Source organism: uncultured Salinicola sp., assembly GCF_937921195.1.
Lineage (GTDB): Bacteria > Pseudomonadota > Gammaproteobacteria > Pseudomonadales > Halomonadaceae > Salinicola.
Genome location: NZ_CALFQK010000210.1, coordinates 38873 through 55655, shown reverse-complemented (window position 1 = coordinate 55655; position 16783 = coordinate 38873). Strand labels below are relative to the sequence as shown.

Annotated in this window: 14 protein-coding genes; all 14 read left to right on the top strand. The window is 53.1% G+C overall.

The annotated features are described in order from the left end of the window. Positions 1-1614, top strand: a 1614-nt coding sequence (cysC, locus tag Q0602_RS24655; RefSeq protein ID WP_298848847.1) for an adenylyl-sulfate kinase, incomplete at its 5' end; no start/stop codon positions are given. 415 nt (positions 1615-2029) lie between these two features. Further along, positions 2030-2449 (top strand): DVU3141 family protein, encoded by a 420-nt coding sequence (locus Q0602_RS24650; protein WP_298848845.1) that lies wholly within the window; start codon positions 2030-2032, stop codon positions 2447-2449. A 138-nt stretch (positions 2450-2587) separates the two neighbouring features. Next, positions 2588-4339, top strand: coding sequence for a polysaccharide biosynthesis/export family protein (locus Q0602_RS24645; RefSeq protein ID WP_298848844.1), 1752 nt, complete (start codon positions 2588-2590; stop codon positions 4337-4339). A gap of 64 nt (positions 4340-4403) precedes the next feature. Next, positions 4404-5216 carry an ABC transporter permease gene (locus Q0602_RS24640; RefSeq protein ID WP_298848842.1) on the top strand — a complete coding sequence of 271 codons (813 nt, stop codon included), beginning with the start codon at positions 4404-4406 and terminating at the stop codon, positions 5214-5216. Positions 5217-5220: 4 nt separating this feature from the next. Further along, positions 5221-6177, top strand: a complete 957-nt coding sequence (locus Q0602_RS24635) for an ABC transporter ATP-binding protein (RefSeq protein ID WP_298848841.1) — start codon at positions 5221-5223, stop codon at positions 6175-6177. Beyond that, complete coding sequence (locus Q0602_RS24630; protein WP_298848839.1) at positions 6174-7295, top strand: chain-length determining protein; 1122 nt, start codon at positions 6174-6176, stop codon at positions 7293-7295. Before Q0602_RS24635 ends, Q0602_RS24630 begins: the two co-directional genes overlap by 4 nt. A gap of 120 nt (positions 7296-7415) precedes the next feature. Then, entirely contained in the window at positions 7416-9812 is a 2397-nt protein-coding gene (locus Q0602_RS24625; protein WP_298848837.1) for a hypothetical protein, read from the top strand. Positions 9813-9821: 9 nt separating this feature from the next. Next, on the top strand, positions 9822-10484 hold the full coding sequence (locus tag Q0602_RS24620; protein WP_298848835.1) for a hypothetical protein: 663 nt from the start codon (positions 9822-9824) through the stop codon (positions 10482-10484). Positions 10485-10626: 142 nt separating this feature from the next. Beyond that, the gene (locus Q0602_RS24615; RefSeq protein WP_298848833.1) at positions 10627-11514 is read left to right on the top strand and encodes a hypothetical protein; all 888 of its coding nucleotides are present in this window, start codon (positions 10627-10629) and stop codon (positions 11512-11514) included. Positions 11515-11553: 39 nt separating this feature from the next. Then, positions 11554-12309: a hypothetical protein gene (locus Q0602_RS24610; RefSeq protein WP_298848831.1), complete on the top strand. Its 756-nt coding sequence runs from the start codon at positions 11554-11556 to the stop codon at positions 12307-12309. 147 nt (positions 12310-12456) lie between these two features. After that, positions 12457-13440 carry an SIS domain-containing protein gene (locus tag Q0602_RS24605; protein ID WP_298848829.1) on the top strand — a complete coding sequence of 328 codons (984 nt, stop codon included), beginning with the start codon at positions 12457-12459 and terminating at the stop codon, positions 13438-13440. A 72-nt stretch (positions 13441-13512) separates the two neighbouring features. Beyond that, positions 13513-14337, top strand: coding sequence for a 3-deoxy-8-phosphooctulonate synthase (gene kdsA, locus Q0602_RS24600; RefSeq protein ID WP_298848852.1), 825 nt, complete (start codon positions 13513-13515; stop codon positions 14335-14337). A 14-nt stretch (positions 14338-14351) separates the two neighbouring features. After that, entirely contained in the window at positions 14352-15626 is a 1275-nt protein-coding gene (gene kdsB, locus Q0602_RS24595) for a 3-deoxy-manno-octulosonate cytidylyltransferase (RefSeq protein WP_298848828.1), read from the top strand. Positions 15627-15714: 88 nt separating this feature from the next. Continuing rightward, positions 15715-16731, top strand: a complete 1017-nt coding sequence (locus Q0602_RS24590; RefSeq protein ID WP_298848826.1) for a phytanoyl-CoA dioxygenase family protein — start codon at positions 15715-15717, stop codon at positions 16729-16731. Positions 16732-16783: the final 52 nt, after the last annotated feature.

Sequence of the window (16783 nt, the reverse complement as noted above, 5' to 3'; positions counted from 1 at the left end):
CGCAAGTTCATCATCGCCGATACCCCGGGCCACGAGCAGTACACCCGCAACATGGCCACCGGCGCCTCGACGGCGAGCCTGGCGATCATCCTGATCGATGCCCGTCACGGCATCCAGACCCAGACCCGGCGCCACAGCTATATCTGTTCGCTGCTGGGCATTCGCCACCTGATCGTCGCCATCAACAAGATGGACCTGGTCGACTACTCCCAGGCGCGGTACGACGAGATCGTCGCCGACTATCAGCGCTTCTCGAGCAACCTCAACGACGCCAACCTCTACTTCGTGCCTATCTCGGCGCTGGAGGGCGACAACGTCGTCAACCCCAGCGAGAACATGGGCTGGTACGCACGTGATGAAAAACACACCGGCGGCGGCGAGCCGTTGCTCAAGCTGCTGGAGCGCATCGACGTCAAGCACGACAGCAACCTCGAGGACCTGCGCTTCCCGGTGCAGTACGTCAACCGACCCAACCTCAACTTCCGTGGCTACTGCGGCACGCTGGCCGCCGGCATCCTCCGCCCGGGCGACGCCATCCGCGTGCTCGGCTCCGGCAAGACTTCCAGCGTGGAGAGCCTGATCACCTACGATGGCGAGCTGGAAGCCGCTTACCCCGGCCAGGCGATCACCGTGACGCTGAAGGACGAGATCGATATCTCCCGTGGCGACATGCTGGTGACGGCGGATAGCAAGCTGGAGCCGACCACGGCGTTCACGGCGGACATCGTCTGGATGCACGACACGCCGCTGGAAGTCGGGCGCGAGTACGAGCTCAAGGCCGGCACCAGCGTGGTCAGCGGCCGCGTGGCGCGGATCATCCACCAGACCGACGTCAACACGCTGGAGCGCCATCCGGCGAAGAATCTCCCCCTCAACGGCATCGCGCGCTGCCAGATCGAGGTTAAGCAGCCGCTGGCGCTGGACCCCTATGTGCGCTCGCCGCACTCCGGCAACTTCATCATCATCGACCGGATGACCAACGTCACCGTCGGCGCCGGCATGGTGGTCGACACGCTCAGCGCCAGCAACATCGTCTGGCACGACATGGCGGTGACCAAGCAGCGCCGGGCCGAACGCAACCACCAGAAGCCGTGCATCATCTGGTTCACCGGGCTCTCCGGCGCGGGGAAATCGACTTCCGCCAACGCGCTCGAACGCCAGCTGTTCGGCATGGGCTACAGCACCTATCTGCTGGATGGCGACAACGTGCGCCACGGGCTGTGCGGCGACCTGGGCTTCAGCGACGATCACCGCCAGGAGAACATTCGCCGGGTGGGCGAGGTGGCCAAGCTGATGGTCGATGCCGGCATGATCACGCTGGTCTCGTTCATCTCACCGTTCCAGCGCGACCGGGACCTGGTGCGCGACATGGTCGACAGCGGCGAGTTCATCGAGGTCTTCGTCAACACCTCGCTGGATGTGTGCGAAGAGCGCGATCCCAAGGGGCTCTATCGCAAGGCGCGGGCCGGCGAGATCGACGACTTCACCGGTATCAGCTCGCCCTACGAGCCGCCGAAGAACCCGGACATCGTCATCGACGCCGGCGAGCTCTCCATGGAAGAGGTCGCGAAAACGCTGATCAGCAATCTCAAGCGGCTGAACGTCATCGGCTAGCGTCCATTCCTTCAACGCCATCTTGCATTCGATAACAGGCCCCTCCGACTCGTTTGGAGCGGGCCTTAACCGTTGACGTGTAAGCCTTTTGCCATGGATGGCTGAAGACTCTCATGCCCTAATGGTTACGTAACGTAACGCTCGCGATACGCCCCAGCCTAGAGATGCACCGTTTTGGTTGTAGGCAAGCCCTTGCTGGCACCATACAATCGTGGGGTTATTAGGCTATGGATTGGGCCTGCTTCAGTTCGCTTCACGACCGCATCAGGGATGGTGCTGCAGGTTAGTTTCCTGAGACCACACTGATCGCCGGCGTGTTCCGCGACAGCAGGCCGATCCACCGGAAGTGACTGCCGAGGGGGTGGCTGCTTCGCCGGTTTTTCAGTGTTTTCGTCCATCAGGTTAAACAGACAACATGCCAAACGTTTTCAACGGGGTTTCCGCCGGCTGCAGCCGCTTCGGAAGGTGGTTAGCGGTGGGGGCTCTGGCCGTGACCTTCGCGGGCTGCGCATCGCAGGGCCACTACGGCGGCAACAATGTCGGCACCATGCAGGGCGCCGCGGCCCTGGGCCCCGAGATCTCCAGCTTTCTCGACAACGCCACGCCTGGCAGCATCTCCGCTTTTCCCAAGAGCCCGTGGGGCTCCAATGTCTCCGTTATCGTCCAGGAACGCTACTTCGCCGCTAGCGGCCGTCTCTGCGCGCATCTGGACGTCGCCAGGCAGGGCGCGCCCCAAAATGCCCAGCGCGCGCAAGTGGCGTGTCTCGTGAAGGACAACGGCTGGTATACCCAGCGTCTGGTCACGCAGGTGTTGGCAGGCCCCAGCACTCGGTAACAAAAATCCCCTGCTTTGGTGCCTGCCTCCACGTGTATCGTTTTTCGATCAGCCGGGTCGTTCCTCGAACCGCCGGATCGAACTTCGAACCGCTTGAAAGCAGGCCTCGAGCCGTGTGAACACAACAGGAAGTCTTGCATGAAACATGCAGCGTCGTTTTTCCGGGCCGGGTGCCTGGTGGCGGTAGCGTGCCTGAACGTCGGTATGGCGCACGCGCAATCCTTCGGTTCCGGCAGTATCGTGCCGCAGGACCAGCAAGCCCAGTCGATGACCTCTCAGGCCCCCGGGGCCAACGGTCAGCAGCAGGCCCAGCAGCAAGCCGTCGACGATCAGCCCCGCGCCAACTGGAACAGCTCGAACTACGGCCCCGTCGACCCAAGCCAGCAGGAGAAGGTCGACCCCAACACGCTACCGCCGTTCGGGGCCAATCTATTCACCGGCGGGTTCCGTGGGGTGATGGCGGATGGCCTGAACCCCGCCTATACCATCAAGCCGGGCGACCAGATCAACCTGCGCGTCTGGGGCGGCACCGAGATGCAGAGCGTGCTGACGGTGGACTCCCAGGGCAACATCTTCCTGCCGGGGATCGGACCGCTCAACGTGCAGGGCACCTCCAATAGCGAGCTCAACGCCCGCGTCACCGCGGCGATCAAGTCGGTCTACCCGGAAAACGTCCAGGTCTATACCAACCTGCAAGGCGTGCAGCCGGTGGGTGTCTTCGTGACCGGCTATGTCAAGAACCCCGGCCGCTACTCCGGTACGCCCAGCGATTCGATGCTCTACTTCCTCGACCAGGCCGGCGGCATCGACCAGGCCCTGGGCAGCTACCGTCAGATCGCGATCAAGCGCGGCGGCCGTACCGTCGACACCATCGATCTCTACGACTTCCTGATCAACGGCAACATGCCGCAGACTCAGTTCCGCGATGGCGACACCATCGTGGTCGAAGAGCGCGGCCCGGCCGTGGCAGTGGTGGGCGACGTCGAGCGCCCATTCCGCTACGAGCTGGCAGGGGAGACCCTCACCGGCGGCGACGTGACCAACCTGGCACGCCTGCGTTCCGGCGTGACCCACGTGTTGCTGCGCGGTGACCGCCCCGACGGCCCCCTGGCGCGCTACCTGACGCTCAACGAGTTCCGCACCGCCAACGTACGGCGCGGCGATGAAGTGCTGTTCAGCGCCGACCAGCGCAGCGAGAACATCGTGGTGCAGGTCGAAGGCAGCTACTACGGCCCTTCGCGCTACGTGCTGCCGCGTGACGCCCACTTGGGCGAGTTCCTCAACGCGATCAGCGTGCCCAAGAGCATGACCAGTTACCAGGATGTCTCCATTCGCCGTCAGAGCGTCGCCGAACAGCAGGAAGAGTCGCTCAACGAAAGCCTGGACCGGCTCGAGCAGACCTACCTCGGCTACCCGGCGCGGACGACCGGCGAAGGCGAGATCCAGGTACGCCAGGCCGAGCTGATCGAACGCTTCGTGCAGAAGGCACGCCAGACCGAACCCACCGGCCGGTTGGTCGTTGCCCGTGGCGACAGCATCGCCGATATCCGCCTGCAGGATGGCGACGTGGTCACCATTCCGGAAAGCTCGGATTCCGTGCTGCTGAGCGGCGAAGTGACGATTCCCCAGGCCATGGTCTACACCCCCGGCATGAGCGCCGAGGACTACATTCGCCAGGCCGGTGGCTTCACGCCTCGCGCGGATGACGACCAGGTGCTGGTGGTGCATCGCAACGGCGCGGTCATCCATGCCGGCGACACAGACGTTCGCGCCGGTGACGAGATCATGGTGCTGCCGGCCGCGCCGACCAGCAACATCGAGCTGGCGACCAGCATCACGCAGATTCTTTATCAGGTAGCCGTGGCGACCAAGGTCGCGCTGGACCTCTAAGCCTTTCTTCAAGTACTGCATGAGCGCCCGCGCGACAACATGTCGGCGGGCGCAGGATCGTTAAATGGCAACCAATACGGAACAGATTCCGGATTCCACTCGTCATCCCCTGCGAGTCACCTGGGATGTCTGGGCGGCGATGTACCTGCGCGAGATGATTGCCAGAACCATGGCGGATCGCATGGCCTGGTTCTGGATGGTCTTCGAACCCATTGCCACCATCGCAGTTATGATTTTTTTTAGGGCTTATATACGCGGAGGCCGAAGCATTACCGGCGCGGAGTTTATTCCTTGGATGATTGTGGGATTGATGGGCTTCTATCTTTTCCGGGAGGCGATGACTCGACCGATGGGGGCTGTTGAAGCCAATCGTGGCTTGTTCACCTATCGCCAGATACTACCTGTAGACCCCGTTTTGATTCGCTGCTTCGTCGAGGGGATGATTCGCAGCTTTATCTTCCTGCTTTTCATACTCATTGGCTCACTGCTGAAGATCAATCTAATACCGGATCATGCGTTCGGCGTAATGATGGATTGGACGTCGCTTTGGATGCTGGGAGTCGGTCTTGGCGTTTTACTATCTGTAGCTTCGGGTCTTGTACCTGAAGTCGGACGGGTAGTGAAAATTATTACAATGCCACTTCTGCTTATCTCCGGCGTTATTTTTCCGGTCACTTATGTACCCGCCCAATATCAACAGTATCTACTGTGGAACCCAATCGTTCACGGGTTAGAAAGTATGAGATTAAGTTTTTTTGATAACTATCATTCGATACCGGGTATTGATATGACTTACCTTTGGTTCTGGGCGCTGTCGACCTTGACTTTGGGCCTGGTCATGCACGTGCGTTTTGCCTCGCGCTTGAAGGCAAGGTGACCATATGATCGAAATCCAGAACCTATACAAGCGCTACCACGGGCCTTATGGCGGCGGCTGGGTATTAAAGGATATCAATCTTACCATCCCTGATGGTGTCAGTGTCGGTGTTGTCGGCCGCAATGGCGCGGGCAAGTCGACTTTGCTACGCCTGATCGGGGGTATGGATGCGCCGGATCGCGGCAGGGTGATCCGCAAGGGACGCGTATCCTGGCCGATCGGCCTAGCCGGTGGGTTCAAAGGAACCATGACTGGCCGGCAGAACGTCAAGTTCGTGGCCCGCGTGCATGGCATCAAGAAGAGCCTTCACCAGTTGATTCAGGAAGTGCAGGACTTCGCAGAGATCGGCAAAGCCTTCGATGACCCGGTCAATACCTACTCATCGGGCATGCGGGCGCGCCTCGCCTTCGGTCTCTCGCTAGCGTTCGATTTCGATATCTATATCTCGGACGAGGCGACTGCCGTTGGTGACCGAGCTTTCAAGGCCAAGGCCAGGGAAGCGTTCCAGCAGCGGGTGGATCACGCCAGCCTGATTATGGTATCCCACGGCGAGGGTACGCTAAAACAAATGTGCGAAGCAGGCATCTTCATTGATCAAGGACAGGCGCACTGGTTCGATCATATTGGCGATGCGATCGAAGCTTATCACCAAACGACTAAGGTGATTACCGATGTCGCGGATGAGGACGATGAAGAGGATGTACCGGTAGAGCAACTCGATACCGATAGCCTTAAAGCTAAGCTTCGCTCCCTCAAACGTGAAATGAATGAACTGCATAAACAGCAGATTATTACTAATTATCGCCTAGAAACGACGACGGATGAAATGGAGATGGCTAGCTTGCAGGAAGAGAAACAGTATCTTCGTCGCAGGTACCAGCAGGCCAGGAAGCGATTCAAAGTATTGAAACAGCACAAGCAGGTGTCCACCTTAACTACGCAGACGCCGAGAGCGGAATGAAAGAAGTGAGCTTGATGAATTCTTCAGTCAGTCAAAAATTAATGCGGCATCTTCATTGGATCATCTGCGTGGTGGCCATCGTACTCGTCAGCTTTTACTGGGCGGTCTGGGCCAGCGATCGCTACGTCTCGCATGCGCATGTGGTGCTGGAGAGCCCTCAGCTCGCCTCTCCGGAATTGAGCTTCAGCAGCCTGCTCTCCGGCGGCGGGGGCGCCAACAACGCTGATATGCTGCTGCTCAGGGATTACCTGCGTTCGGTAGACATGCTCCAGTATCTGGTAGAGAACGCCAATTTCCGTGAACATTACGCTCACGGTGGCGGCGACTTCTTCACCCGGCTCAGCAATGAAGATGCTCCGTTGGAGGAACTACACGATTATTATCTCAAGCGCGTCTCGGTGGAGCTGGACGAATATGCTGGCGTACTGCGTATCGATGTCGAGGCATTCAATCCGAAAGAAGCGCACCTGATCGCCAACTTGCTGCTCGAGCGTGGTGAGCAGCACATGAACGATATGGGTCGGCGCTTGGCGGAAGAGCAGGTCAAGTTTTTACAGCAGCAAGTCGATCAGCTCCAATCGGCCTTCGAGCAGACTCGCCAGGCGCTGGTCGAGTACCAGAATGAGAACGGGTTGGTATCTCCAACGGGTACGGTCGAAAGCCTGAGTGGTGTCGTTTCGACGCTGGAAGGCCAATTGGCGAGCTACAAGGCGCAGAAGACAGCGTTGAGCAGCTTCCAGAGTGCCAGTTCTCCAGAGATCGTGCGTATCAACAGTCAGATCGCAGCCCTGGAAGATCAGATCGAGAAGGAGAAGCAACGCTTGGCGGCCCAGTCCGGCAATGCGCTGAACTCGGTCTCTTCCGAGTACCAACGCCTGCAACTGCAGGCCAAGTTCGCGGAAGAGAGCTATTCCGGGGCGCTATCTGCACTGCAAAGCACCCAGGTCGAGGCGGCGCGTAAGCTGAAGCAGCTCTCTACGCTGCAGTCTCCGACGATGCCACAGTATCCTGAGCAGCCGGAACGGTTATATAATATTATCGTATTTGGTGTCATATCCCTATTTATAGCACTAATTGTTAATATGCTGGTTTTGATAATTAAGGATCATCGTGATTGAAATGGCTGGGCACAGAAAGTTTTATCTTCATTGACTTTCCTATAGCAAGTTTGTTTTTAGATTGTCAATGCTCCGCTTTTGTTGAAAGCGCTTCTGAGAAATTGTTAAGAGAAGTTATAAATGTCTAAATTGACGAAGTTGATCAAAAAGCCGAGATTGTTTTTTTATGATGCCCTAGGGAAAAAATTATACCCTGAGCGTCATCAGCCTAAGTCTCAAAGCGCGAAGAAAAAGAGCACGCAGCCTCCCACTTCTCAAAGCAAAGTGGTTGAAAAAGATGAATTGCCTGATTGGTTTAATCCTTACACAAGTGAAAAAATACAAGCTGTTATAAATAAAGGCTTGCCTACGTATCTTTATATGCCATGGATTGCAGAGCATGGAAATGCATTGATAAAAAAAATAGATGGCGATAGCTATAATTTAGTTCCTTTCGATTTGGTTAAAGGAGATAACCCTTATCAGCTTCGCAGGGAAATATTGAAATTTGCTAGAGAAAACCCTTTCCTGTACAGGAGGATGGTTGCCAGAAAACTGATACCCATTAAAAATAATATCGCAGCATTTATTTTTACCTTTGATTGGGCGCCGGTAATGAGAATCATCGCCAGTGTTTGCGATGAGCTAGGTATAAAGAAAATATTAATTCCCCATGAGTCAGTCTTTGTTGATAAAGATAAATATTATTGGTGTCCTAAATCGTTCGCCTCCATGCCGATTTCTGATGTGGTTCTAGGGTGGGGGAAATTACAAGAGGATATATTTACGTCAAGGGGATATCCTCAGAATAGATTTATCAGAGTTGGTGCGCCAAAATTTGATGCCTATCATAAATATAGCCCTAGTCTAACAAGGGAGCAATACTGCCGTTTGTTTGGGCTTGAAGCAACCAAAAAGATTGTATTGTTTGCTTCTCAGCCACTTGATTCCCAATTGGATATGAAAACTGCGAGGGAATCGCAGAGAGCGGCAATTTCAGACCTCATCACTATATGTTCAGAAAAAGATCTTCAGTTAATAGTTCGGTTACCACCATCAAAAGATGATATTTTAGGCGCTGATCTGAGGAATAAGGCTCAAGATTTAGAATTTTTCAGCGTTGACGACTCTCGTTGCTATTTTGTCCAACCTGAAGAAGCTATATTTCATTCGGACATTGTCACTTCTGTGAATAGCACGATGTTGTTTGAGGCGGTTCTATGTGATCGTCCTACATTTTCGATGAAATATGTTGACTTTGACCAAATATGGACCAACGTAGGCATCAAGTCTATAACTAATATAAGTGAACTAAGAAGCTACGTTGGTGATATATTAAATTCTAAATATTCAGTTTCAGAATCCGGCATGGACTGGGCTTCTAAAATGTTTGGTGTTGGAGAATTTGATGGCAATGCTAGCTGTAGGATAAGAGAATTTCTGACTGATAACGCTGTTTATGGTAACAATATCGTTCCTTTTGGTACCGGAATTGAAAGAGCTATAAAGGGCGAAGTCGTCGATGTTATGGCAATTCCTAGCTCAGCTGAAACTTGGGGAGGTGTTCAGAAGTATGTTCAGCCAATGTTGAACGCTCGGCAGCGTGTAGATAGCAGCGCTGGACTTAAATCAATTGATACTTTGGTTTCAGTCGATCTGTTCGTTCAGTGGGGAATTACCCCTAAACCTGAAAAGAGGAAACAGCGTGAGGTTGCTAGCTCTTTAGGAAAGTCCATCTTAATTATCGAAGATGGATTTATCCGATCTATGGATATCGGGCTGTCAGGTGAGCCAACGCTTTCTATTATACTAGACGATAGGACATCCTATTATAACGCTGAAAAACCGTCGCGTTTAGAGTTGCTGTTAAATAACGATACTGAGATAGATGCTGAAAAAATAGCAAATTGCAAAAAAATAATAAATAAGATTGTAACTGGTAGGATATCGAAATACAACCATGCGCCAGATGTGCCTATTACCATTGGTACTAGAAACAAGAAGAAAATACTGCTTGTTGACCAACGGTATGGTGATCAATCAGTGACCTCTGGGCTGGCAGGGCAACATGCATTCGACCAAATGTTAGCAGAAGCCATGGAAGATAATCCCGATGCGGATATTATTATCAAGCAACATCCCGATGCTATAAAAGGTGGCAAGAAAAGTTATTACAATAATGATAAATTAGCATTCTCAAAGCATATGCCTAACATCTTCTTGGTTGACTATGATATCAACCCACACGCATTATTTGATATTGTTGATGACGTTTATGTTGTAACTTCTGGGATGGGTTTTGAAGCTTTAATGGCAGGCAAGAAGGTGTTTTGCTACGGGGCGCCTTTCTATTCTGGCTGGGGAGTTACTACTGATAAAATAAAAGTAGAAAGAAGAGCCAAAAAGCGGTCGGTGGAAGATATATTTTATTATTCTTATGTGTATCTTTCTCGCTATTACTCTAAAGAAAAGAAAGCGCCGTGTTCGCTTGAAACTTTAGTCGATGAGTTTGTCGCTCTAAAACTGAATCAATCCTGAGGTGCTATTTTGAGAAGCTATAAATCGATAGATTATATATTCAATGAACATCTCGGGAAGCGAAGTGCCTATAGTGAGCATCAGGAGCTATCTATCGAAGGGATTCCTAAGCTTACTAATTCACATAAAAGTATAAAGTTAGTTGGTTTGGTTGGAGGGGATGGGAATAAGTTGGTGTTTGGTAATAACTGTAGCGTCAAAAAAGCTTTGATACGTTTTGAAGGTTCTGGGTCGACAATACAGTTTTCTGACAACTGTAAGATAAATGGCATTTTTATAGTAAGAAATAATTGTCTTATTTCATTAGGCGACGGCACTAAGGTAAATAGTAATCAAGCGCGGTTTCACTGTGGTGAGGACAATACACGTATTGTATTAGGTCAGGGATGCTTAGTAGCTGACGCGAGGTTTAGAACATCCGATTCTCACTCTATCTTTGATGACGCTGGTCATCGTACTAACTTTCCAGCCAACATCACTGTTGAAGATGATGTGTGGTTGGCAGAGGATACTTTTGTATTCAAAGGCGCGCATGTTGGTGCCGGCTCTATTGTTGGGGCGAGATCTACAGTATATGGAAGACTACCTAAGCATTCACTTTGCGTCGGCACTCCTGCCAAACCTATTAAATGCCCGGTGTACTGGAGTGATGAGCTCCGTGACCAGCGTTAACATCTAGTGGAGTGCAGAGCCAAAAAATTGGCTGCAAGGTTATCTGATAATAGTTCTTGCTTTATATGTTTTTGTTTTCTCGATGTCATGGCAAATAATAGCCTTTTGAATGTTTTGTCTTTTAGTCGTCAGGGGGGGGGGTATGAAAAATCTTTTTTTACACGCAGGTGCTCATAAAACCGGCACCACCTCTATGCAGAGGTTATTTAATAAAAACTTTAAACTTAACGATTATCCAAATTTTAAGTACGTTGGGCATAGAGGGGTTAAGTCTAGAGTGAAGCCGCTGTTAAGAAACGGTGGTGATGGCCTTGAAGCTAAAGGAAAACTTTTCTTTGAGGAGATCTTTAGAGGAAATGATACAGTATTAATGTCTTGTGAAGATATATTTGGAATGTATGATGAGATTCGGGAAGGAACTCCTTATGCATTGATGCCCGAATACACTGCTAATTTGATAAAAATCCTCCCCCCTGACGTAAATTTATATTTGCTTCACTGTCCTCGCGACTATTCAGCTTGGATGGAGTCTGCTTATGCCCAAGGACTAAAGAATGGAAAAAGCTATTCCTTTAAGGAGTTCTACGAAGAGATAGATTCTTCAAGTTTTTCATGGCTTGAATTGTATCGAAAAACCTTAAAAAATCTCCGCGATAATGATTTTTTGATGATTTGGCCTTATGAGTTTTATAAAGAAAAACAATATGACCTTTTGGATAAGGTGTTTTCTTATATAGGGATAGAATTGATCGATAAGGAGCTTCCGAAGGCGGAGAACTTAACATATTCCCATGTGGCAGAAGAACTTGCCATCGTTGGGAATAAAATTTTGTCAAAAGAAGAAAAAAAGGTGCTCAGGAATTTTTTGAGCAAAACTTTTTCGGTATCATATGAGTTTCCGAAGAGCGTACATCTTGATAAAATTCATCGTTCTTTTTGGAGTTCGCGATATGCCGAAGAGTTGGTTCGGCTTGAAGAACTGGCTGAGATAGATTCTCGGGTCGTTTTTCTAAATAGTAGCTCTTTATAAAAGAGTTTTTATAATGCTGAGTGCTAGAGGGGAGGGGGCGTGAAAATTGCAACTTTTGGTTCGTGTTTGTCAAGATATACAGCAAATCAGTACGTTGGCCTTTTTGGTGGTGAAGTGATATGTAGCGTATATCATAACCGATCCGATGCCTTCGTTAAGAGGTTTTTAGATGATGAGTGGGGGCAGTGTGATTATCAGCATTTGTCTTCAGCTCTTGACATCGTGGATGATGTTGATGATGATGCTGATATTAAACCAACCAATATAATTAAAAATCAGCTTTACGACACTATTGGTTGTCACAGGCTTAAAAGAGGTATTCCTTTTTTTAAAGTTTTTGACTCACATCCTGATATATTTTTGTTGGACAATTATATTGATTTATCAGCAAGGCTTGTTTACTCATCAGTGAGTCCAGAGATTGGTGGCTACTTTATCAACATGAGGACGTTGAAGGAAAATCAAAAGCAATACCATTTTTTTGATGACCTTCTTGATCCTATTCTTGGCGCGAAATATATGGCAAAAGTAATTTCATATATTCAGAAAAATGCTCCCCAAGCCAAGATTTTCTTCTTGAACTTTCCCTATAATGTGTATCAAGATGAAATCAGAAAGCAGCGTTCTTTAGACTATAATGAAGCAATAAAAAGAGAGTTGTTGCCTTTTGATACAGTCAAAATAATTGATGCTTTGGATGTAAAAGATAAATATAGAACGAAACATGTTCAGCACTACAAGCCAATTTATTACGCGGCTATTGCTGGTATTGTTAAAGCAAATTCTTTAGGCTGAGTCTCGTTTAGTATTGTCTCCATGGACCGTTTCTTCCGGTTGTGTTTTGATGATCGCTTAAGATAGTGTTTATTGCTATTGTAGCTGCGAAGTAACTTTTGTTGGGTCTTGGTGAAACTCTTGTGATAAATTTACCAGAGAGTAGTAATGGATATGGAGAAAGCCCCGATTTCCTCAACGCAGTCATGTTTAGTTAATCGTGAAACGCTTGAGCTGGCTCGTTTAGTTTTTGAAGACCAATCCCGTGCACTGAGCGACATCGGGCACTCTCTAAATGATGAATTCTTGGCTGCCGTGGAATTGATCTACGGCTGCACCGGTAAGGTGATCGTCTCGGGTATGGGGAAGTCCGGGATCATTGGCCGCAAGATCGCTGCGACGCTGGCTTCGACCGGTACGCCGAGTTTCTTCGTTCATCCTGGAGAGGCCTATCACGGTGACCTGGGGATGATTGGCAGCGACGATCTCGTGATCTTGATCTCATACAGCGGTGAGACCGATGAGGTGATCAAGCTATTACCTTATCTTCGTCATATAGAGGCTCGTAGCGTCGCTATCACGGGCAATGAGAGTTCGACATTGGGCACCAGTGCCGATGTCCATCTCAACGTTTCTGTCGAGCGGGAATCCTGCCCCAACAATCTGGCCCCTACGACGTCGACTACTGCGACCCTGGTAATGGGGGATGCGTTGGCAGTGGCGTTGATGAACAGACGCGCCTTCATGCCACTCGACTTCGCCCGTTTTCATCCAGGCGGTTCTTTGGGACGCAAGCTTCTCACGCTGGCAAAAGATGTCATGCATCGGGTTCCTTCGCTGTCGCGGGAAGCTTCATTCGCACAGGTCGTGCATGAAATCAGCGAGGGCCATAGAGGGATCGTCTGTGTGGTCGATGACGCTGGACAGATGGTCGGTGTTGTCACCGATGGCGATCTGCGTCGTGCGATAGAGAAGCAAGGCCAAACCGAGCATCTGACCGCCAATGACATCATGGGGAGAATGCCGGTCACGATCTCTCCCGATGCCAATCTGTACGACTGCGAACAGTTGATGCGGGAACGAAAGCTGACATCGCTGATTGTCGCCGAAGGGCAAGAGCCGCTGGGCGTGGTGAAAAGCTTCGACGCATAGATCGATCGTGGTTCGAGCCGGCGATGGCGCAATTCTTCTTTATAGGAATCTCCAGTGAGTAATATTTTCGACATGAAAGGGTTGAGCAACCATTCACCCTTCACCCTGTTCGGCGGTATCAATGTTCTTGAGTCTCGCGATATGGCGCTGAAGGCCTGTGAGCATTACGTCGAGGTCACCAACAAGCTCTCCATCCCCTATGTGTTCAAGGCGAGCTTCGACAAGGCCAATCGCTCTTCCATTCATTCCTATCGTGGTCCGGGGATGGAAGAGGGACTGAAGATATTCGAGGCCATCAAGTCCGAATTCGGCGTTCCCGTCATTACCGATGTCCATGAAACCTGGCAGGCTGCGCCCGTGGCAGAAGTGGCGGATATCATCCAGTTGCCCGCCTTCCTGGCGCGACAGACGGATCTGGTCGTCGCCATGGCCAAGACCGGCAAGCCGGTCAATATCAAGAAGCCGCAGTTCCTGAGCCCGGCACAGATGCTGAACATCGTCGAGAAGTTCAACGAGGCGGGTAACTCGCAGTTGATGCTGTGCGACCGGGGGACATGCTTCGGTTACGACAACCTCGTGGTCGATATGCTGGGCTTCGGTGTCATGAAGAAGGTTTCCGGCGATCTGCCGATCATCTTCGACGTGACCCACGCGCTGCAACAGCGCGATCCGGGCGGCGCCGCATCCGGCGGTCGTCGACAGCAGGTCGTCGAGTTGGCCAGCGCTGGCATGGCGACAGGGTTGGCCGGCCTGTTCCTGGAAGCGCACCCCGATCCCGATAACGCCAAGTGCGATGGACCGAGCGCGCTGCCGCTGCATCTGCTCGAGCCGTTCCTCACCCATATCAAGACGATAGACGATGCGGTGAAGTCACTGCCCAAACTCCAGATCGACTGAACCGGTTGTCCTTCATGAAAACAGTCATTGTGATTCCCGCTCGTTACGGCTCCAGCCGTCTGCCGGGCAAGCCTCTCGCCGATATCGTCGGCAAGCCGATGATCCAACATGTCTACGAGCGCGCCAGCGCCGTGGGCAATGTGGACGCGGTATGGGTAGCTACCGACGATCAGCGGGTGATGGACTGCGTTGCCGGCTTCGGCGGGAATGCGGTCATGACCTCTCCCGACCATGTTTCCGGCACCGACCGTCTGGTCGAGGTGATGGATCACGTCGAGGCCGATCTCTACATCAACGTGCAGGGTGATGAGCCCCTGATTCGCTCCGACGATCTCGAACGGTTGGCTGCGACCATGCAGGACGTCGGGCCGGGCGTTCATGTCGGCACGCTCTGCCATCCGATCTCCCATGAAGAGGCGCAGAGTCCCAACAGCGTCAAGGTGGTGCTCAAGGAGAACGGCGATGCGCTCTATTTCAGCCGCTCGCCGATTCCGTTTCCGCGAGAGCCGGCCGAGGCGAGTTTCCTGAAGCACGTCGGCGTCTACGCTTATCGTCGCGATGTCCTGGAGCGCTACGGTCGTCTGGCCTCACCGATGCTGGAGCGATCCGAAGTGCTGGAACAGTTGCGGCTGTTGTACGCGGGCATGACGATCCGTGCCGTCGAGGTCGAGCCGACGGGGCCCGGCGTCGATACGCCTGAGTGTCTCGAACGCGTGCGTGCCCATTTTCTGGGCCAGGAGTGCGTTCCTGTCGACCCGCTGGCCAAGGTCCGCCTGGTCATTACCGATGTCGATGGCATCCTGACCGACGGTCGCTTGCACTACACCGAAGCGGGGGAAACGACGAAGACGTTCCATGTTCGCGATGGCTTGGGCATCAAGATGCTGATGGCGTGTGGCGTGCAGGTGGCCATACTGTCCGGTCGTGATTCCCCGACATTGAGGAAGCGTGCCGCCGACCTGGGAATTGAGCACGTGCTGTTCGGGGTCAAGGACAAGGCAGCCGCCTGTCGTGCCCTCCAGGAGCAGACCGGCGTTTCCCGCGAGGAGACCGCGTGTCTCGGGGATGACTCGATAGATCTGCCCGCGTTTGGCGCGTGCGGGTTGAGTTTCACGGTGAGCGATGCACCGGACTATATCGCCAGCGCCGTCACCGGTGTACTGCCGGTCCCCGGTGGGGCGGGGGCGCTGCGCCATCTGGGAGATCGGATTCTCGAGGCGCAAGGCAACGGCGATGTGTTTCGGTCGGTAGAGGGCTATAGTCGAGTCATGCATTCGATGGCGCAGTAAAGTCGTTGGTGATAACAAGGCCCTTGGTAATAGCAAAGCCCTTGGCAATGGTTTGCCGGGATAGCGGTATGAAGCGGGGAGAGCCGTCATGAAACGGGTTTTTCAGTATCCAATCTGGCTGGGTGAGCTGTTCACCGGCGCCAAGTCGTTCAAGGCCAACCCGCTGCTGGGCAGCGAGCGGCTGAATCGCTACGGCCTGCACGCCGCTCGGGTCTGGACGGCGTACTGGATGTCCCGGCTGCGCATGGCGATGCTGGCGCCGGGTGTTCCCAAGGCGGATCGCCAGCAGTTCCAGCGTTTCGGCTACGTGCTCAAGGAGAACTATCTCTCCGACTCGCAGTTCCAGGCGCTGATTCAAGAAATCGGCGCCTACGAAGGCGAGATCCGCGAGTGCTGCCAGGGCGACACCAATACGCACCGGATTCTGCTGGCGCCGGAGGTGGTCGAGCAGCTGCCGACGGTCAGGGCGGTACTGGAAGACTCCAAGTTGAAGCGGCTGTTCCGCTACTGCGCCGGCCACGCCCGCTTGCCGATCTGCCATATCGAGAACGTTCACAACGGTAGCCGAGATAGCGCGACCGAGCGCGACCCGCAGAAGAACCTGCACGTCGATACCTTCCAGCCCACCATGAAGTTCTGGCTCTACCTGGAGGACGTGACCGACGAGAATGGTCCGTTCGTGTTCGTGCCGGGCTCCAATCGGCCGCACCGTGAGCGGTTGAAGTGGGAGTATCAGATGAGCCTGCGGGCCCGGGAGCACGCGGATCGCTACACGGCTCGTGGCTCGTTCCGGGTAAGCCAGGAAGAGGCCGAAAGGTTGGGCGAGGGCGGCCCGCGGCCGTTCCGGGTCAAGGCCAATACGCTGCTCATCGCCAATACCTTCGGTGTTCATGCACGGGGCAGTGCCGAGCCGGGGAGTTCTCGCCTGGCACTGTGGGGCATGAGCCGGACCAATCCCTTCCTGCCGCTACCGGGGCTGGGGTTCGATTACCTCAATCGGCTTCAGTACCGCGTGCTGCAGCGCATGCGGCGCCAGGAAGACGCGAAGGCCGCCGCCAAGGGTGGCCAATCGTCCTGGCATGTGATCGAGCAACGGCGACTGTAGTTCTCGATTCGCCACACCGCTGTCATTCGGAAAGCAACCTTCGGGTTGCTTT